The following is a 20443-nucleotide window of genomic DNA, read 5'->3' on the forward strand; positions in this document are numbered from 1 at the left end:
GCGGGGGCGTGAACAGCCCGCGTGCGGTTGCGAATCCGGAACTGACTCCCCGGTAGCCAAGGGTTGACACCCGGAAGCGCTGAGTGCCTCTGTGAGCCTCTCGGAGCCCCTTTCCGTATATGGGGACCCGGTGGACGCCGGTTGAGGGCGGCACATGCGGACTCAGGTACCGGCAAACCCCCATCACTGTCGGCGCTACCGGTAGACTGGAAGCGAATCCCGCCCCGATCGTGGGGACCGCCCGGGAGACGCTGAGCAACGCTGATCAAGGCTTACCAACGCAACATGCCGCAGCCGCTCCGGCAACCCGCCGACGAGCCCGGCTCGTGCTGTGCCAGAAAGGGCGCTTCGTGGCCGATTCCGGCAACCCCAACGAGAACATCCCGTCCGCCGACGCAGGCGCCACCGGCGCGGTCCCCTCCTCCGGCAGCGAGGTCACCGCGTCGTACGACGCCAGCGCCATCACCGTCCTCGAGGGTCTGGACGCGGTCCGCAAGCGACCCGGTATGTACATCGGCTCGACCGGCGAGCGCGGTCTGCACCACCTCGTGTACGAGGTCGTCGACAACTCCGTCGACGAGGCCCTGGCCGGGCACGCGGACACCATCGACGTGACGATCCTCCCCGACGGCGGCGTGCGCGTCGTCGACAACGGCCGCGGCATCCCGGTGGGCATCGTGCCCTCCGAGGGCAAGCCGGCCCTGGAGGTCGTGCTCACGGTGCTCCACGCGGGCGGTAAGTTCGGCGGCGGCGGCTACGCGGTCTCCGGTGGTCTGCACGGCGTCGGCGTCTCCGTCGTGAACGCCCTCTCCAGCAAGGTCTCGGTCGAGGTGAAGACCGACGGGCACCGCTGGACGCAGGACTACAAGATGGGCGTCCCCACGGCGCCGCTGGTCCAGCAGGAGGCCACCGAGGAGACCGGCACGTCGGTCACCTTCTGGGCCGACGGCGACATCTTCGAGACGACCGAGTACTCCTTCGAGACGCTGTCGCGGCGCTTCCAGGAGATGGCGTTCCTCAACAAGGGCCTGACGATCAAGCTCACCGACGAACGCGAGTCGGCGAAGGCCACCGCCGGGGCGGACGAGGCGGGCGCGGACGACAAGGACGAGGTCAAGACCGTCACGTACCACTACGAGGGCGGCATCGTCGACTTCGTGAAGTACCTCAACTCCCGCAAGGGGGAGACGGTGCACCCGACGGTGATCGACCTGGAGGCGGAGGACAAGGAGAAGAGCCTCTCCCTGGAAGTCGCCATGCAGTGGAACAGCGGCTACAGCGAGGGCGTGTACTCCTTCGCCAACATCATCCACACGCACGAGGGCGGCACCCACGAGGAGGGCTTCCGCGCGGCCCTGACCAACCTGGTCAACAAGTACGCGCGCGACAAGAAGCTGCTGCGTGAGAAGGACGACAACCTCACGGGCGACGACATCCGCGAGGGTCTGACGGCGATCATCTCGGTCAAGCTCAGCGAGCCCCAGTTCGAGGGCCAGACGAAGACCAAGCTCGGCAACACCGAGGCGAAGACCTTCGTGCAGAAGGCGGTCTACGAGCACCTCAACGACTGGCTGGACCGCAACCCGGTCGAGGCGGCGGACATCGTCCGCAAGGGCATCCAGGCGGCGACCGCGCGCGTCGCGGCCCGCAAGGCCCGCGACCTCACCCGCCGCAAGGGCCTGCTGGAGTCGGCGTCCCTGCCGGGCAAGCTCTCCGACTGCCAGTCGAACGACCCCACCAAGTGCGAGATCTTCATCGTCGAGGGTGACTCCGCCGGCGGCTCGGCCAAGTCCGGACGCAACCCGCAGTACCAGGCGATCCTCCCGATCCGCGGCAAGATCCTCAACGTCGAGAAGGCGCGGATCGACAAGATCCTCCAGAACCAGGAGATCCAGGCACTGATCTCCGCCTTCGGCACCGGCGTGCACGAGGACTTCGACATCTCCAAGCTCCGCTATCACAAGATCATCCTGATGGCGGACGCCGACGTCGACGGCCAGCACATCAACACCCTGCTGCTGACCTTCCTCTTCCGCTTCATGCGGCCGCTGGTCGAGGCCGGGCACGTGTTCCTCTCCCGCCCCCCGCTCTACAAGATCAAGTGGGGTCGTGAGGACGTCGAGTACGCCTACTCCGACCGTGAGCGCGACGCCCTGCTGGAGCTGGGCCGCCAGCGCGGCAAGCGCGTGCGCGAGGACTCCATCCAGCGCTTCAAGGGCCTCGGCGAGATGAACGCCGAGGAACTGCGCGTGACCACCATGGACCAGGAGCACCGCGTCCTCGGCCAGGTCACCCTCGACGACGCCGCCCAGGCCGACGACCTGTTCTCGGTCCTCATGGGCGAGGACGTCGAGGCCCGCCGGGCCTTCATCCAGCGCAACGCCAAGGACGTCCGCTTCCTCGACATCTGAGTCGGTCTCAGCTGACCGCACCAGGAAGGATTCCCACCAGCAATGGCCGACGAGATCACCCCTGTCACCCCTGAAGAGGGCGGCGAGCTCGTGATGCGCATCGAGCCCGTCGGGCTCGAGACGGAGATGCAGCGCTCCTACCTCGACTACGCGATGTCCGTCATCGTGTCCCGAGCCCTGCCCGACGTCCGGGACGGCCTCAAGCCCGTCCACCGCCGCGTCCTGTACGCGATGTACGACGGCGGCTACCGCCCCGAACGCGGTTTCTACAAGTGTGCCCGCGTCGTCGGCGACGTCATGGGCAACTACCACCCGCACGGCGACTCCTCGATCTACGACGCGCTGGTGCGCCTCGCCCAGCCGTGGGCGATGCGGATGCCGCTCGTCGACTCCAACGGCAACTTCGGCTCACCGGGCAACGACCCGGCGGCGGCCATGCGCTACACCGAGTGCAAGATGGCGCCGCTGTCGATGGAGATGGTCCGCGACATCGACGAGGAGACCGTCGACTTCACGGACAACTACGACGGCCGCTCCCAGGAGCCGACCGTCCTGCCCGCCCGCTTCCCGAACCTGCTGATCAACGGCTCGGCGGGCATCGCGGTCGGCATGGCCACCAACATCCCCTCGCACAACCTGCGTGAGGTCGCGGCCGGCGCCCAGTGGTGCCTGGAGCACCCCGACGCCTCGCACGAGGAACTGCTGGACGCGCTGATCGAGCGCATCAAGGGCCCCGACTTCCCGACCGGCGCGCTCGTCGTGGGCCGCAAGGGCATCGAGGAGGCCTACCGCACGGGCCGCGGCTCCATCACCATGCGCGCGGTCGTCGAGGTCGAGGAGATCCAGAACCGCCAGTGCCTGGTGGTCACCGAGCTGCCCTACCAGGTCAACCCGGACAACCTCGCGCAGAAGATCGCCGACCTGGTGAAGGACGGCAAGATCGGCGGCATCGCCGACGTCCGCGACGAGACCTCCTCGCGCACCGGCCAGCGCCTGGTCATCGTCCTGAAGCGGGACGCGGTCGCCAAGGTGGTCCTGAACAACCTCTACAAGCACACCGACCTCCAGACCAACTTCGGCGCCAACATGCTGGCGCTGGTCGACGGCGTGCCCCGCACCCTGTCGCTGGACGCGTTCATCCGGCACTGGGTGGCGCACCAGATCGAGGTCATCGTCCGCCGTACGCGCTTCCGGCTGCGCAAGGCGGAGGAGCGCGCGCACATCCTGCGCGGCCTGCTGAAGGCGCTGGACGCCATCGACGAGGTCATCGCGCTGATCCGGAGCAGCGACACCGTCGACATCGCGCGCACGGGCCTGATGGGCCTTCTGGAGATCGACGAGATCCAGGCCAACGCGATCCTGGAGATGCAGCTGCGCCGGCTGGCCGCCCTGGAGCGCCGGAAGATCGTCCAGGAGCACGACGAGCTCCAGGCGAAGATCACCGAGTACAACGCGATCCTGGCCTCGCCGGTCCGCCAGCGCGGCATCGTCAGTGAGGAACTGGCCGCGCTGGTCGAGAAGTACGGCGACGACCGCAAGACCATGCTGGTGCCCTACGACGGTGACATGTCCATCGAGGACCTGATCGCCGAGGAGGACATCGTCGTCACCGTCACGCGCGGCGGCTACGTCAAGCGCACCAAGACGGACGACTACCGCGCCCAGAAGCGCGGCGGCAAGGGCGTGCGGGGCGCGAAGCTCAAGGAAGACGACATCGTCGACCACTTCTTCGTCTCCACCACGCACCACTGGCTGCTGTTCTTCACCAACAAGGGCCGGGTGTACCGGGCGAAGGCCTACGAGCTGCCGGACGCGGGCCGCGACGCGCGCGGTCAGCACGTCGCCAACCTGCTGGCCTTCCAGCCGGACGAGGCGATCGCCGAGATCCTCGCGATCCGCGACTACGAGGCGGCGCCGTACCTGGTCCTCGCGACCAAGGGCGGACTTGTCAAGAAGACGCCTCTGAAAGATTACGATTCTCCGCGTTCCGGTGGTGTCATCGCGATCAACCTGCGGGAGCAGGAGAACGGTTCCGATGACGAACTGATCGGTGCCGAACTCGTCTCCTCCGACGATGATCTGCTTCTGATCAGCAAGAAGGCGCAGTCGATCAGGTTCACCGCTACGGACGACACGTTGCGTCCCATGGGCCGTGCGACCTCTGGCGTCAAGGGCATGAGCTTCCGCGAGGGAGACCAGCTGCTCTCGATGAATGTTGTTCGACCCGGTACGTTCGTGTTCACTGCCACGGACGGCGGGTACGCGAAGCGGACCGCCGTCGACGAGTACCGCGTCCAGGGTCGCGGCGGCCTCGGCATCAAGGCCGCCAAGATCGTGGAGGACCGCGGTTCTCTCGTCGGCGCGCTGGTGGTCGAGGAGACGGACGAGATCCTCGCCATCACGCTGTCCGGCGGTGTGATTCGTACGCGAGTCAACGAGGTCAGGGAGACGGGCCGTGACACCATGGGCGTTCAACTGATCAATCTGGGCAAGCGCGATGCCGTCGTGGGCATCGCTCGTAACGCCGAGGCGGGGCGCGAGGCGGAGGAGGTCGACGGCGACATCGCCGTCGACGAGACCGCCGAGGACGGTTCGGTCAGCGGTACGGACGAGGGTGAGGCGCCCTCGTCCGAGTAGGCACGAGGAGTGAGTCATCGTGAGCGGAGCCACGGGCGCCGGTTCGGTCGGAACGTCGGCCGGCACCTCTGCCGGCCCTTCGGCCGGTAACCCTGCCGACAAGGGAACGGACGGCGGGGGCCGTGGCTCCGCCGCGGGGCCGACTCCGGGGCGTGGGACCGACGCCCGCGGGGCCGAGGCACGGGGGGCGGACGTGACCGATCCGCAGACGACCAACCTCCAGCCGATCAAGGACCCGCAGACCACCAATCTGCAGGCGGTGAAGGCGCCCCTGAAGAAGTCCCCGGCGCCGGACCAGCAGGGAGCCCAGGGGGGAAGCGTGACGGACACCCGCGGTCCGCGGACGCAGGCGCAGGGGGCCGGAGCGGCCCCCGCCGGGAAGAAGACCAAGACCGGGCGTGACGACCGGCAGACCACCTCTCCGCTGCCCGGCGAACGCGCCGCGCAGCAGGCGGCCGCCGGGCCGTACCACCCGCCGCAGGCCTACGGCTCGCAGGCGGGTCAGGCCGGTGGCCCGGGGACGCAGGGCGGTCAGCCCGGCGCGGTCCGCCGTCCCCGCACCGGCGCCCGCACCGCACCGCGGGTGCGCAAGGCGCGGCTGCGGGTGGCGAAGGCCGACCCGTGGTCGGTGATGAAGGTCAGCTTCCTGCTCTCCATCGCCCTCGGCATCTGCACCATCGTGGCGTCCGCGGTGCTGTGGATGGTCATGGACGCGATGGGCGTCTTCTCCACGGTCGGCGGCACCATCTCCGAGGCGACCGGCTCCAACGAGTCGAACGGCTTCGACCTCCAGTCCTTCCTGTCGCTCCCCCACGTCCTGATGTTCGCGTCGGTCATCGCGGTCATCGACGTCGTCCTCGCGACGGCCCTGGCCACGCTGGGCGCCTTCATCTACAACCTCTCCGCGGGCTTCGTGGGCGGCATCGAGCTGACCCTCGCCGAGGACGAGTGAGGCCGCGGCGCGGGCGGTCCCAAACCTCCGCCGGTCACCCGTCGGGAACCGATTTTGGGACTGCCCGCGTCGTGCGCTAATCTTCAGGAGTCAGCGCGCGGGACACACCCCCGCAGAGCGCGGCGGGGCTATAGCTCAGTTGGTTAGAGCGCATCCCTGATAAGGATGAGGCCACAGGTTCAAATCCTGTTAGCCCCACAGACGAGAAGACCCCCGGACCATCGGTCCGGGGGTCTTTTGATGGTGCCGCCAGAGGGTCATGTTTCACGTGAAACAGGCCGAGCGGTGGTCGTAGGCCTAGGGGGGGGTCGGGGATGGGCTCGGGTGCGGAGCCGGACGGGGCGTCGAGGTCCGATGAGGAGTGGGACCGGTTTCTGCGGGAGTCGGTGGCGGGTGCCGCCGGTGCGCCGAAGGAGCCGTCGGCGCGGGCGCGCGAGGTGACGCGGCGGCTGGCCGCGGAGCCCGACCGGGCCCCGGAGGGCTGGCGCAGCCACCCGCCCGCGCGCCCCAAGCGGCGTACGGGCTGGTACGTGGCCGGGCTGGCCGGTGCGGTGGCGTTGCTCGGGGTGGCGTTCGCGCCGGGGCCGGTGCTGGGCCTCTTGCCGGGGGACGGCTCCGACTCCCGGCCGCCGACGGCCGAGACCGCCCGTCCGACCGCCGCGCCCCCGGCCGGGACGCCGCAACGCCCCACCCTGGACGAGCCGTTCCGCGGATCGCCGGCGGCGGAGTGGGCGAACGGCGCGGCGGGGATCACCGTGCCGGAGGCCAGGGCGGTCGGGTGGATGAGCGCGGCCGAGGTCGAGCGCGCCCTCACCCGCAGCCGGGACTTCCTCGTCGCCTCCGGCCTGGACCGTGACGTTCTGCTGGGCGCGCGTCCCGAGGCGGCCATCGCGATGATCAACCCGCACCAGAAGGACGTCCAGGACCTGCTGGCCACGGCCTTCCGGGCCCCGGACGAGGACAACGATCCCCTTCTCCTCTTCAGCCGCTTCCAGCCCGCGCGGACGCAGTTGGTCGGCGACGTCGTGAAGACCCGGGGCCGCCTCGCCTACGAGGTGGGCGAGCGCGGCGCGCTCCGGGTCACCGCCGACGTCACCTTCGTCAATCCCGTCGCCCCGGCGGGCGCGGCCGGGGTCGGGGCCGAGGACGAGCTGGTCCGGACGATCGTCCGGCGTGAGCTGGTCCTGAGCTGGGACGACCCCGAGAAGGTCGTCATGGAGCCGGGCACCTTCTCGGTCGTCTCGTACAAGTACGACATGACCAACGGCGGTTGCGGCGCTCCCACGGGCTATCTCACGCCGCCCTTCGGCACCGCTGCCCGCACCGACGACACCGCCCCGGCGCTCGATCCGTACGACCGCAGCGCGCCCGTCGGCCGGGGCGGGGCCGCCGGGGACGAGTGCCGGCGGGCGACGCGGTCCTGAGGGGGGAGAAGGGGACGGGAGCGGGCCGGGACGTCCGCGCCGTCGGCGGGGCCTTGGGCGCGGTACGGCGGCGGGCGGCGCGGGCTCCGCAAAACCCCTTGTTCTCGGCACCGCCGCAGGCTCTACGCTCTGCGGATGACCTTGCGATGGGAACAGGTGATCGTGCACGCCGTCGATCCGGCGGCGTTGGGGCAGTGGTGGGCCTCGGCGCTCGGCTGGGTGGTGGTCCACTCCGACGACGACGAGTTCGAGATCCGGCCCGCGCCCGACCAGACGCCCGGCCTCGACTTCGTCCGGGTCGAGGAGGGCCGGACGGCCAAGAGCCGCCTCCACCTCGACTTCCGCCCCGACGACCAGGCCGCCGAGGTGGCCCGTCTGGAGGCGCTGGGGGCGAAGCGGGTCGACATCGGGCAGGGCGAGCAGTCGTGGGTGGTCCTCGCGGACCCCGAGGGCAACGAGTTCTGCGTCCTCGGCCAACACGCCTCGTGAGCGACGAGAGCGGCGCCGGGGCGTCCGGTACGAGCCCTGACCGGGTCGATCCGGCCGATCCAGCCGAACTCGCCGCCCTGCGGGCCGTGTTCGGCTCCGACGGCGACTGCCGCCCGCCCCTCGGGTGGGCGGCCGTGCGCGCCTTCGAGGCGGAGCACGGGGTCGTGCTGCCCGAGCCGTACCGGACCTTCGTCGCCGAGATCGCGGACGGATCGGCCTCCGGACCGCCCGAGTACGGGTTCCTGCCGCTCGCGGAGCTGCCTTCCGACTGGGACGGCGAGGCAGACGTGCGCTCGCTGAGCAGCCCGTTCCCGCTGACCGAGGCGTGGATGTGGGAGGACGAGGACGACGACGGCCCGGAGAGCGTGGCGGACGGGGAGGACGTGGACGCGGTCCTCGACCGGGTCCACGGCGACGGCTCGGTCGTGCTCGGCACGGACGGGTGCGCCATGAACTGGCACCTTGTGGTCACCGGCCCCCACCGGGGACAGATCTGGATGATCACCGACGTGGGCGCCGTCCCCTTCGGCGCTCCGTACGGCCACACCACGGCCGAGCCCGGCTTCACCGGCTGGGTACGGCACTGGGCCGACAAGAAGTCCTGGTACGACGTCGCCTGACGCGGCGTGGGCATGGCGAAGGCCCGGTTGCTCCTGGGAGCTTCCGGGCCTGCATCATGCGGATGTACGCACGTTCGCCGTGACATCTCCTCAGCACGGGGGCAGGGCTGTCCGCGGGTGCGCAGCGGTGCCGTGCGTGTGCTGGTGGGGTGCAGCGGGGTACAGCGGGGGTCCCGCTGGAGTTACGTCATGTCCTTCTACCGCGTGCGGCCTGCTTCCTGCCGCCTGTGGTCCAACTGTTGCTGTTGCTGCTGCTGGTGCCTGCTACTGCGTGCTGTCAGGTGAGCTGGGCCGTCCGGGCCGCGGCGTCGGTGTCGGTGTCGCAGGGGGCCGTGGTGTCCGGGGTCCGGTCCGCGGGGGCTGCGTCCGTGAGGTGGTCGGCCTGGTCCGTGTCGGGAAGGGCGCGGTGGCGGCAGTTGGGGGAGGAGCCGTGGGCCTCGGCGCGGATGCGCTGCTTCATCGTGGGGGGCAGGGACCTCGCGTTCAGCCAGGCCGCCCAGGGCGACACCGCCGGCTCGTTCGCCGTAGCGGTGGTGGCGCTCTCGCTGCTGTTGCGCGTCGGCTCGGTCTGTGCCGACGCCGTCGCGGCGGTCGTCGTGACGAGTCCGAGCGCCGTGCACAGCGCGATGAAAGCGGTGACGAGGACGGTCCAGAGCTTCTTGACCCGGATCTCGGGCATGGCCCCTCACTTTCGGCTTGGGCGATTTGCGTACTTTCCTCATGATGTGTATGCCGGGCCGGAAGTCGTGGATCTGCGTTCGTGGCGTGGCGATGTTCCGATGAACACCACCCGGATGGACGTAAGACGTATGAAATGCCCTGGGCGGCTGGGCAAAACCGGCCAAGGAGGGGTGAAGCGACCCTTCGTGGTGGTGTGATCACCCTCCGATCCGAGGGTCTGATCCTCGGCCGCTGTCCCGGCTACTGCGCGGTAGAGGGCGGGAGTTGGGGGGCGCGACGCAGGTCACCGAACGGTCTCGGCCGGTGTGTATAGTCGGGCGCCAGAGGTCCCCTACGTCAAGGAAAGACGAGGTCGCGCGGTGAAGAAGCTTCTCCTGGTCGCACTGGCCGCCATCGGCGGGCTCCTCGTGTACCGCCAGATCCAGGCGGATCGCGCCGAGCAGGATCTGTGGACGGAGGCGACTGACTCCGTGCCCACGGGTTCGTGAGTACCGATACCGAGAACTGAGCAGACCCCGGCCGCCGGAGCGGTCGGGGTCTCGTGTTGCGGGGCGGGGCGATGTGGGGCAGGGGCCGCGCCGGGAGCGGCGAGGGCGGTCCCCCTCCGTACGTCCCGCCGACGATGGTGTTTCGGACGCCCGTGCGGAATGCGGGGGTGGTGGGCGGGCCGAGCGGGCAGGATGGCGCCCACGGCCGGACGGGGCGGGACCGCGTGCCGGTGAGCGGGCGAGGGGACGGGCGATGAAGCGGCGTACGGGCTGGGTGGGCGTGGTGGCCGCGGTCGTGATGGGCGCGGCGGTCACGGTGCCGGGGCCGGTCGCGCTGGCCGCGCCTGCGGCGGACGGCTCCGACTACGCCTTCGACCCGGACGCGCGGGACGTCCCGGCGGCCGACGGCACCGGCGGCGCGGTACGGCTGGACGCGGGCCGCGTGTACCGCAGCGCGCTGGCGGGGCGCGGGAAGGCGTACTACCGGCTCGCGCTCGACGCCGCCGTCACCGCGTACGTCTCCGTCACCGCCGTGCCCGACCCCGAGGACACCCTGGCCAGCGGCGACGGCATCAGGGTCGCCGTGCAGAACGCCGACGGCGTCAACTGCTCCTACGACTCCTCGACCGTCGGCGCCTCCCGCGACCGGCGCCCGGTCACCGCCTGGGGGGCGCGCGAGATCCTGGTCGGCAAGGGGCTCTGCCAGGAGGCCGGAACGTACTACCTCGTGGTCGAACGCGCCGAGACGGACACCGCGACCGAGAGGCCCTGGGAACTGGAGCTGGCCCCCGTCGCCGAGGCCGCCGTGCGGCGCGGCGGCCCGACCGACGGTCCCGGCGCCTGGGACTCCGCGCCGCCCGCGCCCCCGTCCGGCGAACCCGCCGACGGCGACGGCGGCGGCGGGTTCACGCGCGCCGCGCGGCTCCGGCCGGGGGTCTGGCGCGACGAGATCGCGCCCGGCCAGTCCCTCTTCTACAAGGTGCCGGTCGGCTGGGGACAGCAGGTTCACGCCACCGCCGAACTGGGCAGCGCGGCGGGCGCGGGCACCGGATTCGTCGTCCCGGCCCTGGACCTGGCCCTGCACAACCCCGTGCGTGCCGAGGTCGTGAACGCGAGCGTCGGGTACGACGGCGGCCAGAAGACGGCCGCGCTGCCCGTGCTGCCGCCGGTCGGCTACGCCAACCGGTACGCCCCGACCGACCCGGCGCGGAGCCTGCGGTTCGCCGGGGACCACTATCTCGTCGTCCATCTCTCCGCGCGGGTCGCGGACCGCTTCGGCGACGGCCCCTACGACCTCGTCCTGCGGGTCACGGTCGACGGCACGGCGCAGGACGGGCCCCGGTACACCGGACCCTCGGTGCCGGGCGGCCTGTTCGGGCCGGGCTCGGACGGGCTGCCGGGCTCGGACGCGGTGGCCGCCGGGCCCGCCGGGAACGGCGACGGGACCGCCGGGAGTGGCGGGGACCGCGGGGCGATGACGGCGGTCGCGGCGGGCGGGATCGGCACCGGGACCGCGCTGCTGCTGGTGCTCGGCGGCTGGACGGCGGTGGCCCGGCGGCGCGCGGGCGCTCAGATCCGGGCCAGGGCCCAGAACCCGACGGCGTAGCAGGCCAGCGCCAGCAGCAGGAGCGGCAGCGCGACCGCGACCGGCGGGCCCGGACGACGCGGCACGGGAGCCCGGCGCCGACCCCGGCGACGGCTCCGCCCGGCCGCGCCCGGCGCCCCGGCGGTCTGCTGAGGGTGCTGAAGCGGCACTGGGGACGGCGCCTGCGTGGTCGGGGACGGCGGGTCCTTCGTGGTGTACGACGCGGTGGACGGGTCGGTGAGGTGGGCCGTGCCCCCGGTCTGCGGCCTGAGGGGCAGCGCGAAGGTGCCCTCGTGGGGGAGCGCGGAACGCTGGGGCGTCGTCGCGGGAGTGGGAGTGGGAGTGGGGGTGGGCGTCGGCGTAGGGGTCGGCGTCGCCGTGGCCGTCGGGAGGTGCGCGGGCGGCGGCGGTACGGGGGCCGGGGGGCGCGCGGGAGGGGGCGCGGTGCCGAGGAAGGCCGTGCCGGTGGACCCGGGCGGCGGGAGGTGGAAGCTGCCGGTGTCCGACATGGAGGGCTCGGGCGTCGGGTCCTGCGCGGGGGCCGGGGGAGCGGACGGCGGTGCTCCGGGTACGGCGGGTCGGCGCGGGTCGCCCGGGAAGGCACCCGAGCCGGGCTCCCCGCCGGGGTGCGGAGGCCGCGCCGGGACGGGCGGGGGCGGCGGCGTGTCCGGCCGGGCCGGTGCGACCGCCTGACCCGAGGTCCGGGAGCCCGTCCCGGGCCAGGCCCAGTGGGGATCGGCACCGGGCACGTCGTCGGTGGCGGGGCCGGCGTGGTCGGCGTGACCGGAGGGGTCGGCCGCGTTCCGCTCGGGGCCCGGCCGCTCGTACGGCGACCGCTCGTACGGCGAAGGGGTTCCCGTGGGCCAGGCCCCCGCGCCGCCGCCCTCGCCCCCACCGCGAGAACCCCCGTCCCCCAGCGGGCCGTCGCCGGGCACTTCGCCCTCCCCCGGCACGGCGGCGACGCCGCCCGGACCGACCGCGAACCCGCCCGGACCGGCGGCGACGCCGTTCGGACCGGCCACGCCCGCGGCGGGTCTCGACGGGCCCCGCGGCCCGAACCCCTTGGGCAGCGGGCCGATCTGGTCGAAGATCTCGATCTGCTCGTCGTCGGGACCCGGCTCGGGGAGCAGTTCGGCGGCCGACGCCAGCGCCTTGCGGGCGCCCGTCGCACTGCGGAAACGTGCCTGCGGGTCCGGCTGGAGCAGCGTCGCGACCACCTGCCACAGCGGCTCGGGAACGCTCTGGGGAGCGCCCGGAGTGCCGTGTTCCGCGAAGTGCTGGACGAGCGCCTTGGCGTCCGGCTTGGCGCCCTCCAGGAGATACAGGGCGACCAGGCCGACAGCGAACAGGTCGGCGGGGAAGTCCGGTTCGGCGCCCAGCATCTGTTCGGGGGCGAGGTAGCCGGGCGTGCCCACGACGAGGTTGGTCTCGGTCAGCCGTGGTTCGCCCAGCCGCATCGCGATGCCGAAGTCGGAGAGCCGCAGCCGGGGGCGGCCCGTACCGGTCGCCTCCAGCAGGATGTTGGCCGGTTTGATGTCCCGGTGGACGACCCCCTCGGCGTGCACGGCCGCGAGACCGGACAGCAGCTGGTCGACGAGGACGCAGACGAAGGCGGGGGGCAGCGGGCCGTAGTCGCCGACCAGGTGGACCAGGGAGCCGCCGGTGACCAGGTCCATGGTGAAGAGGACCTTGTCGTCGTCCGCGGCCCAGCTGGCCGGGGCGAGGACGTGGGGATGGTCGATACGGAGGGCCTGCTCGCGGACGAAGCGCAGCAGCGCGTGCGCGTCGCTCTGCTGGAGCACCTTGGCGGCCACGTACCGGCGGCGGCGGTGGTCCCAGGCGCGCCAGACGGCGCCGACCCCTCCCCGGCCGATCGGATCGGCGAGTTCGTACCGTGCGGCGAAGACCTCACCCATGGCCGTGCGTCACTCCTCCCCCTGCGGTGTCCCCCCTGATGCTGCTCACTCCCCCCGGCGACGAGCGGTACGGTCCCCCGTGCCCGTGCCCGCGCGGCGCGCCGGTTCCCCGGTGAAGAGCGCCATCACGGCGCTCCTCTCGGCCCGCGGCCCGCCGTGCGCCGTCGGCCCGGCCGCCGACCCCCTCCCGGTCGCCGGGGCCCCGGGTTCAGCTCCGGTGGAACCGTTCAGCTCCGGTGAGACTGGTCAGCTCTCTCGGGACCGTTCAGCTCTGGTGGGACTGGTAGTGCGCGACGGCGTCCGCGGTGCGTCCGGCGCCGTACACCCGGAGGAACTCTGCCAGTTCGGGGTGGGTCGGGGCGAGGGTGTCGGCGGCCTCGATGATGTCACCGGCCGCCGCCACCGACCGCAGCAGTGACTGGATCTCGCGCACGACCCTCTTGACCGTCGGTGCCCCCGAACCGCTGGTCGTCTGCGTGGTGTTGCTGAGCACCGAGCCCCCCTGTGACCGCTTGATCTCGTCCATGCGCTCCGTCGCCTCGGCGGCGCTGACGCTGCCGTCGGAGACCTGGGTGGCCAGCTCCTGGAGCAGCTGCACCCGCTGCACCACCGCCGGGTTGCCGATCTTCGCCCGCTGACCGCTCATCAGCTGCGACAGCATCGGAGCCGAGAGTCCCAGCACCCCCGCGAGACGGGCCTGGTTCAGGCCGAGATCGTCGATGAGCTTACGGAAGAGCGCCCCCAGCGGCTCCCCGTACCAGTTCCGCTGAAGTTCCCGCGCTCTCGCGGTCGCTTCCTGCTGTGCGGCATCCATGTGCGTCTCCCCATCGCTTCCCCAGAAAACCGCGGTTCGCTCCAGCGAACCACGCCGAGCATCCTACGGAGCGTGGTCATCCGCGGGGACCCCCAATCTTTTTGCGGGATACGGGGGGTGACCCGGTACTCTGGTGCGCGGCACCCACCGGAATGCGTCTCCGCGATCCGGCCGGACGCCATCCCTCCGGGGCCTTAGCTCAGTTGGTAGAGCGCTGTCTTTGCATGGCAGATGTCAGGGGTTCGACTCCCCTAGGCTCCACTTGATATCGCCCCTCTGAACTGCGGAAACGTGGTTTTGAGGGGCTTTTGCGTGCTGACGTGTCAGCACGGCGGTGCTGACGGTTCCTTCATAGGCCTCGGTTCTTCGAGGTTTGCCAGCCCTTTGTCTCCCCGTGGTTCCCCTAGGCTCTTGCTGTCTGGGGAGCAGCCTGGGTTGGGCTGTGTCTGTCGTCATCGCGGTGGACCCGGCGACGAAGTCCCACGAGAGCGCCAGCCTGATCGCCTTCACCGTGGCCGGCCGGGGCTGGCCGGTGGAGTCGCTGTACGGCGACGACCGGCCACGCGGATACGTGATGGACTGCGAGCAGGGCCGGCACACGCCGATGCAGGCGATGCAGCGCGCGGCATAGCTATACCACGAGCACCAGGCCGACTGCGTGGCCATCGAGGCCAACAACGGCGGCGACTACCTTCCGGTACTGCTGCAGCAGGTCGCCCGCGGGTGGCATGGCGGATCTCCCACGCCACCCGGGGCGAGCGGGCACGGGCCGCGCCAGCGGCCAGCTCGGGTGTACGCGGAACTGAGGGAGCACATGACGGCGTTCGTCAGCCAGGGTGAGACGGAGGACTCGCCGGATCTGCTGGACTCGCTGGTGTGGGCGCTTTGGGATTTGTTCCTCGACTTGACGATGCCTGTATCCAGCCCTGGCAGTGATCGGCGACTTGACCAGGGTCGCTAACTTTCGGCGGGGGCCATTGACACGCCCCCATCATCTCGAGACGGGGGATGAAGGCGGCCCGCAGAGTGAAGCTGGAGCTGCAGGACGTGCGCGAAGTGCCGGAGGAGCCTGCCGTCGCCGAGCTTCGAGCGTGGGGGCGTCGGACCAGTACTCGCATTTGGTGACATCCGCCACCCGCTGTATGCGAAGGTACGTGCCGCGCAGCCCATGCAGCCAGGACGAGCCGGCAGCTCGGGAAACTGAGACGACGAGGCGCCGGGCGCCTAATCGGCAACCTTGCCGCGGTGCTCGTCCCAGCCGGACAGAATCTGGCTGACCCTGCCGTGGGAGATTCCGAGGAGACGCTGAATCTCCGCACCGCTGGCACCGGCCGAATGGAGTTGCCTCGCGGTAGCGTCACGCGCGGTCAGTACGTCCTTGCGCAGTGCCCCCAACCGGTCGAGCAGGGCGGCGAGGCTCGCGGCGCGCTTACGTGGGTCGGCCTCCTGCATGGCGCGCTTCAGTTCGGTCTCGGGGGTCATCAGGACGCCATCCTACCGTTAGCGCGCTTGCGTACGGTATGTTAACGCGCTAACATGCTGGAGTGGGTGCACAGCTGATTGACCTCGCGACCAGACGGTTTCCTGGCTGCTCTGACGGGGCTGTAAACCTCACTGTTCCGTCCTCGCGGCTCGCGATCTCGTGGAGACCGTCAGAGGGCTTTTATCCCCTGCCGCGCTGGCGGCAGACTCGCCGTGTGAAGTGTTGGAAGCGTCCGATCGGGGCCGCCCCGTCCGCCAGGCGACCTCGAGGCGGCTATTGTCAGTGGTCGCGTCTAGTGTCCCTGCCGGCGGGTGTGTGAGGCGCGGAGATGCGCGTCGTGCCTACGTGATTCCCCACCGCTTGCACCAGACTGAAGGCTGGCCCGGTAGAAGGAGAAGAGAGTGTCCCTGGCTCTTGAGGCTAATGACGCGGAGCCCGTCATTTCGCGGAACCTGTCGGCGGTTGGTGTCAGCAGCCTGGAGGACTGGGAGGAGAATCTCCCGCCCGCCAACGCAGAGGTTGTCATTGGGGACGCCCGTCGGACCGGACTGGAGGACAATTCGGTCGACGTGATCGTCACCTCGCCTCCATACTGGCAGAAGCGTGACTACGGCCATAAGGATCAGATCGGTCAGGAGTCGACACCGCAGGCTTACGTCGAGTCGATGATGGAATGTCTAGACGAGTGGAAGCGACTACTCCGCCCGACTGGCTCGATCTTTCTCAACGTCGGCGATACCTATCACAAGCGGTCCCTCATGGGTATCCCTGGACTATTGGAGTTCGCCGCAGTACAGCGCGGCTGGCTGATCCGCAACCGGATCATCTGGACTAAGGACAGCGGCATGCCGGAACCCGCTAAGAACCGGCTCGCAAACCGCCACGAATACATCATTCACCTTGCCTTGAAGCCGAACTACTACTACGACCTGATCGGCTACAGCGAATATATGGGCAACGGCGCCAACCCCGGTGACGTTTGGAAGATTATGCCTGAGCGGAACATGGGTGCCCACCTTGCCCCATATCCGCAGGAGTTGGTGCGTCGCGCCGTCATGCTCGGCTGTCCGCCGCAGGTTTGCTCCACCTGCGTCAAGCCTCGCACCCGCGTGTTGGAGCGGACCGACCAACTCGATCCGCAGAGGCCACAGGCTCGACGTGCCATGGAGTTGGCGAAGGAGCACGGGCTGACGCCCGACCACATTCGCGCGGTCCAAGCGACCGGCATCTCTGACGTCGGTAAGGCGACCAAGTTCCAGTCTGGCACCGGGCGGAATTCCCAGGAAGTACAGCAGCTTGCTGCCGAAGCAAAGGCGGTCCTCGGTGGCTACTTCCGCGAATTCACCTTTGCCAAGAAGGCAACCGCGGGCTGGACCGACTGCGGCCACGGTACGCCGGCCCGCGGCGTAGTTCTTGACCCATTCATGGGCACCGGAACCACACTGAAGACCGCAACTGCCATGGGCCAGGACGCGATCGGTGTCGACCTGGTGCCGCATGCGCAGGAGACAGAGGTTCCGAAACAGGGGAAGGCGAAGGAGTCTACAAAGCGATCAGTTCGCTGATTTTCGCACCCATCTCCTCCATCTCCGCCTCCAGATCGCTGGCACCGAGGTCGATCCGATACTGAGCCACGACCACCGAGCCGATGCGTCCGGCCACGTGGAGACCCTTCTTCGCGCCAGCTCGGCGCGGGTGAATGGTCATCACGACTGGAGCCCTGTAACGGAGGCCATAGAGCACTGTCTGCTCGACCTCGGAGCGCGCGGCCAAGCCCTTGACGTTGGTGTACTTCACGTCCGCGACCACAGGGTGAGTGCCGTCGTCCATGCGAAAGACGACGTCGGGTTCAGCGTATGGCGGCTCACCGCTCGTTGTCGGCACTTCGTGATCCGGCAAGACCTGACTCGTGGCTTCTGGCAGGTCCTCGTAGAGCCGCAGGCGGCCAGGCTCCTGGTTGCCGTCGAGGACCGCCAGGTTCGGATGGTCGGCCAGTGCCGCCCGAAGGCTGACACGGACGAATTTCTCGAAGAGGTCCTCAGTCTTCACGAGCAGCGTTGGCATGGTGAGGTCGCCGGTAGGTACGTCCAGACTTATCCCGCGGCGAGTCAGGATTGCGACGGCGAGATCGAGCGCTGACCGGTAGTAGGACCGCGTCTCGGGGATGGGGGATTCGCCGCGCACCTGCGGGTCATCGAGACTGGCGGGGTGATTCTCCAGTGCCACGTGTTCGAGGAGTCGCAGTGCCTCCGCGAGCCTCGCTACGCGTCCACGCACGCCCTTATGGCGCGGCGCGTTGACGTAACGGCTGTGCAGGAGTGAGACCGCGCTCTTCAGGCAGCGGTTTGGCGGGTTGTCGATGGTCCGCTCGAACCAGGAATACTGCGCACGATGGTTTATGCCGCGCGCCGCGAACCGAAGCATGGTGGCCGTCGTGTCGATGCGGCCATGTGGGTAGGACCCATCCTCGGTGCGGCGGTGGTAGGTACGGAGGAATCCGTTAAGGGCGATGGTGTCCATCACATCGAGCAGCGCGTCCGCCATTACGTCGAGCAGCCAGTCACTCCACTGATCGGTCGACCTGTACTCACGCAATGCCGACAGCACTGCTGGGGCATAGCCAGCCACGGTCACCATGTGCGTGAGGCTCCGGAGCGGGAACCGCGGGCGCACCTGGATCGCGATGCGGTCGGTGAGCGGCATCAAACCGACCACGCCTTTGGCGGAGAGGCGGAGTTGGCCGTCTTTGAAGTCAACTCGTACGTAGTGGTTCAGAACACCGGGAGCCAGAGCAAGGCGTCCGTCGTGCCCGATAACGTCCTCCGGGGCTACGTTGATCGGCCCATACTCCGAGCACGGAATTACGGTCCGGTTCGGCTCCGTGAGCCGGTCAAGCGTTACGACCGTCATGGCGCCTCGGCCTTCGATCCTGCTTCCTCGGCAACAGGTGGCTGACTCTCGTCGTCAGGCGAATCGAAGATCGCTGCCCAGCCATTGACCATCTCATCGCGCGTCTCGGGAAGGTTCTTGAATGCCCGGGCGACAAGGTACTTCAACTGGTAATCCCAGACCTCTTGAAGGGTCTCTGTATCGGTCACGTCAGCGAAATACGCGTGACCCACGGCAGCGGCCGGCGTCTGCGTCGCACGGGTGTTGATCTTGCTGAACCAGCCGAGCAGGCGCCGATGAATGTTGCCATTGGGAAAGCCGTTGTCGTCGAGCATTTGCTCGAGCAGTCCCCGGCTGGGCGGCATATCGACCTTCGCAAACCGGCGTTCGAATGCCGCATCCACGTCGTCAACACCGCGGTCAAGTGGGTTCATCGTTGCAATCAGAAACAAATTGAGTGGGATCGAGATGGTCTCACCGGACGGCAGGTTGAACCGCTGGCCACGCTTGTTCCGCTCGATGTAGGTCAGCGCCTCGCCGAACACGCGGCCAACGTCCGCGCGGCTCAATTCATCAACGACGAGCACGTAGGCGTCGTCAGTATTCTCATGTGCTTTCCGCACCAGTTGGAGGAAGACCCCGTCGCGGCGTTCGAACCCGCTGCCATCTTTCTTCGGGCGATAGCCCTCCATGAAATCCTCGAACTGGTACGAGGCATGAAACTGGATGTCGGCTCGACGGCTGCCATCGCCACCCGTCATTTTATCCGCGATCTGCCCGGCCAACCACGACTTGCTGGTGCCGGGCGGGCCACTGAGGATCACGCCTCCGAAGCGCCGTAGAAGCCTGAGGATCGTCTCCAACCGGGGATCGTCAGACTGGAGCAGCGGGGCGTCCGGGGCACTGGACCCATGTGACGCCTGAGCACGCGCGATGTACCCGATATCCAGGTCGTCGGCGTTCAACTCCCGGAGGCCCTTAATCAGGGACACGTCAGTCATTGAGCGCGCCTTCCTTATGGTCGGATTCATTGCCGGACGCCTGATCGAACAGCTCGAACCAGGGCCCGGTGAACTGAATCGGTTCGTTGTCCTCGAAGATCACGTCGAAATCAGTGTCCTGCTCGAAGCCAAATTCCTTTCTGAAGGCGGTGATCAACTCGTCGTAACCACCCTCGCCCTCAAAAACGAAGCCGTAGTTGCGCAGGTAGTAGGTCGCCAGCGCCCAAGCAGGCACTTTCGTCCCCTTCAGTAGTCTGTCTAGGGCCTGCTGGGCGTGATCGGTGGGAAGCGCGTAGTCGTCGCCGTTCGCGTTGAGCATGAAGCTCGAGGTCGCCCTCATCGACTTCGGGGCGTAGCTCCCGGCAAGGTTGCGGTTATACCAGTAACCTGTTTCATCCCTGCGATTGACCGAACTGAACGGCCTGTAGTGCGGCTTGGTTGGCGGCCCACCGGGCATCTTCAGCAGATCGCTGACCTCCTTCCAGTCAGGATTTATGCTCGTCGGAGAGCCAGAGGCAACGGCCAACTTGCGTAGCTGAAGGTAGGCCGGGAAGTGCTCGTGGATGCGCTGGGCCTTCAACGCGCCGATCCCAGCGATGACTGCCGCCCTGGTGAGCACGTGCCGGTTGTGGGTGTCCTCTACGACCGCCGTCGACTCCTCCAGCAGCGGGTCTCTGCTCTGCGCTGGTGCTTCTTCCGTCTCACTCACGTGAGCCAACGTACCTAACGGGTTTCCGTGCCGGTCAACTTGTTGGGAAACGTAGATCGATAGATCCACGTGCTTGCCTGCGGACAGGACGCCAGGGTGCGCGGTCAGGACGCGCCCTCGACTTGGCCTCCGGGAACGCCTGCGTCGACCGATGACCCCGATGCGACACCGGTGCCACAGCGTGGGCGACACCGACAGCCGCACATGGGGAGCTCAGCGTCCGGGCCACGGAACCGTCGGGGTCGGCTGTCCCTGAACGCCTCAGCGCTCCGGTATTTTCAGGGGGCTTTGGACGCGCCCGGGAATCGTCGAGACCTGCGGCCTGCCCGGCGCCGCGGCCCTCG

General features: G+C 69.2%; 17 protein-coding genes and 2 tRNA genes. 12 read left to right on the top strand and 7 right to left on the bottom strand.

Annotation, left to right across the window (positions count from 1 at the left end; translation table 11 throughout):
* The first annotated feature begins 326 nt into the window (after positions 1-326).
* The 7 genes from gyrB (at position 327) to ACIQPQ_RS22300 (ending at position 8533) form a co-directional block, all read left to right on the top strand.
* Positions 327-2411 (top strand): DNA topoisomerase (ATP-hydrolyzing) subunit B, encoded by a 2085-nt coding sequence (gene gyrB, locus ACIQPQ_RS22270; RefSeq protein ID WP_401306186.1) that lies wholly within the window; start codon positions 327-329, stop codon positions 2409-2411.
* A 42-nt stretch (positions 2412-2453) separates the two neighbouring features.
* On the top strand, positions 2454-5048 hold the full coding sequence (gyrA, locus tag ACIQPQ_RS22275) for a DNA gyrase subunit A (protein WP_401306187.1): 2595 nt from the start codon (positions 2454-2456) through the stop codon (positions 5046-5048).
* 19 nt (positions 5049-5067) lie between these two features.
* Entirely contained in the window at positions 5068-6000 is a 933-nt protein-coding gene (locus ACIQPQ_RS22280; protein WP_401306188.1) for a DUF3566 domain-containing protein, read from the top strand.
* 124 nt (positions 6001-6124) lie between these two features.
* Positions 6125-6198, top strand: a tRNA-Ile gene (locus ACIQPQ_RS22285).
* A 116-nt stretch (positions 6199-6314) separates the two neighbouring features.
* Positions 6315-7424: a hypothetical protein gene (locus tag ACIQPQ_RS22290; protein ID WP_401306190.1), complete on the top strand. Its 1110-nt coding sequence runs from the start codon at positions 6315-6317 to the stop codon at positions 7422-7424.
* A 135-nt stretch (positions 7425-7559) separates the two neighbouring features.
* On the top strand, positions 7560-7913 hold the full coding sequence (locus ACIQPQ_RS22295) for a VOC family protein (RefSeq protein WP_401306192.1): 354 nt from the start codon (positions 7560-7562) through the stop codon (positions 7911-7913).
* A complete protein-coding gene (locus ACIQPQ_RS22300; protein ID WP_401306194.1) occupies positions 7910-8533 on the top strand; it encodes an SMI1/KNR4 family protein in 624 nt (207 codons plus the stop codon). The genes ACIQPQ_RS22295 and ACIQPQ_RS22300 overlap by 4 nt, the downstream gene beginning before the upstream one ends.
* A 277-nt stretch (positions 8534-8810) precedes the next feature.
* Here ACIQPQ_RS22300 and ACIQPQ_RS22305 read toward each other — a convergent pair whose 3' ends face one another.
* Positions 8811-9212 (bottom strand): DUF6344 domain-containing protein, encoded by a 402-nt coding sequence (locus ACIQPQ_RS22305; protein WP_401306196.1) that lies wholly within the window; start codon positions 9210-9212, stop codon positions 8811-8813.
* Positions 9213-9573: 361 nt separating this feature from the next.
* Between ACIQPQ_RS22305 and ACIQPQ_RS22310 the strand changes: the two genes are divergently transcribed.
* Together ACIQPQ_RS22310 and ACIQPQ_RS22315 are read left to right on the top strand one after the other, a co-directional pair.
* Complete coding sequence (locus ACIQPQ_RS22310; protein ID WP_003999697.1) at positions 9574-9702, top strand: DLW-39 family protein; 129 nt, start codon at positions 9574-9576, stop codon at positions 9700-9702.
* 253 nt (positions 9703-9955) lie between these two features.
* The gene (locus tag ACIQPQ_RS22315) at positions 9956-11308 is read left to right on the top strand and encodes a hypothetical protein (protein WP_401306197.1); all 1353 of its coding nucleotides are present in this window, start codon (positions 9956-9958) and stop codon (positions 11306-11308) included.
* Here ACIQPQ_RS22315 and ACIQPQ_RS22320 read toward each other — a convergent pair.
* Both ACIQPQ_RS22320 and ACIQPQ_RS22325 read right to left on the bottom strand, forming a co-directional pair.
* A complete protein-coding gene (locus tag ACIQPQ_RS22320; protein WP_401306199.1) occupies positions 11272-13203 on the bottom strand; it encodes a serine/threonine-protein kinase in 1932 nt (643 codons plus the stop codon). The genes ACIQPQ_RS22315 and ACIQPQ_RS22320 overlap by 37 nt on opposite strands.
* Positions 13204-13468: 265 nt before the next feature.
* The gene (locus ACIQPQ_RS22325; RefSeq protein WP_383770053.1) at positions 13469-14017 is read right to left on the bottom strand and encodes a helix-turn-helix domain-containing protein; all 549 of its coding nucleotides are present in this window, start codon (positions 14015-14017) and stop codon (positions 13469-13471) included.
* 188 nt (positions 14018-14205) lie between these two features.
* Between ACIQPQ_RS22325 and ACIQPQ_RS22330 the strand changes: the two genes are divergently transcribed.
* Both ACIQPQ_RS22330 and ACIQPQ_RS22335 read left to right on the top strand, forming a co-directional pair.
* A tRNA-Ala gene (locus ACIQPQ_RS22330) sits at positions 14206-14278 on the top strand.
* Between the two features lie 181 nt (positions 14279-14459).
* Positions 14460-14648, top strand: a complete 189-nt coding sequence (locus ACIQPQ_RS22335) for a hypothetical protein (protein WP_401306201.1) — start codon at positions 14460-14462, stop codon at positions 14646-14648.
* 593 nt (positions 14649-15241) lie between these two features.
* Here ACIQPQ_RS22335 and ACIQPQ_RS22340 read toward each other — a convergent pair.
* The gene (locus ACIQPQ_RS22340; RefSeq protein WP_401306203.1) at positions 15242-15499 is read right to left on the bottom strand and encodes a hypothetical protein; all 258 of its coding nucleotides are present in this window, start codon (positions 15497-15499) and stop codon (positions 15242-15244) included.
* A gap of 402 nt (positions 15500-15901) precedes the next feature.
* On the opposite strand from ACIQPQ_RS22340, the gene ACIQPQ_RS22345 reads away from it, so the two are divergent.
* A complete protein-coding gene (locus tag ACIQPQ_RS22345) occupies positions 15902-17065 on the top strand; it encodes a DNA methyltransferase (protein WP_401306204.1) in 1164 nt (387 codons plus the stop codon).
* Here ACIQPQ_RS22345 and ACIQPQ_RS22350 read toward each other — a convergent pair.
* The 3 genes from ACIQPQ_RS22350 to ACIQPQ_RS22360 are packed head-to-tail and all read right to left on the bottom strand — an operon-like array spanning position 17043 to position 20099.
* Positions 17043-18410, bottom strand: coding sequence for a hypothetical protein (locus ACIQPQ_RS22350; protein ID WP_401306206.1), 1368 nt, complete (start codon positions 18408-18410; stop codon positions 17043-17045). The genes ACIQPQ_RS22345 and ACIQPQ_RS22350 overlap by 23 nt on opposite strands.
* Positions 18407-19390: an McrB family protein gene (locus tag ACIQPQ_RS22355; RefSeq protein ID WP_401306208.1), complete on the bottom strand. Its 984-nt coding sequence runs from the start codon at positions 19388-19390 to the stop codon at positions 18407-18409. The genes ACIQPQ_RS22350 and ACIQPQ_RS22355 overlap by 4 nt, the downstream gene beginning before the upstream one ends.
* Positions 19383-20099: a hypothetical protein gene (locus tag ACIQPQ_RS22360; protein ID WP_401306209.1), complete on the bottom strand. Its 717-nt coding sequence runs from the start codon at positions 20097-20099 to the stop codon at positions 19383-19385. The genes ACIQPQ_RS22355 and ACIQPQ_RS22360 overlap by 8 nt, the downstream gene beginning before the upstream one ends.
* Positions 20100-20443: the final 344 nt, after the last annotated feature.

This window comes from Streptomyces sp. NPDC091281 (assembly GCF_044757425.1).
Taxonomy (GTDB): Bacteria; Actinomycetota; Actinomycetes; order Streptomycetales; family Streptomycetaceae; genus Streptomyces.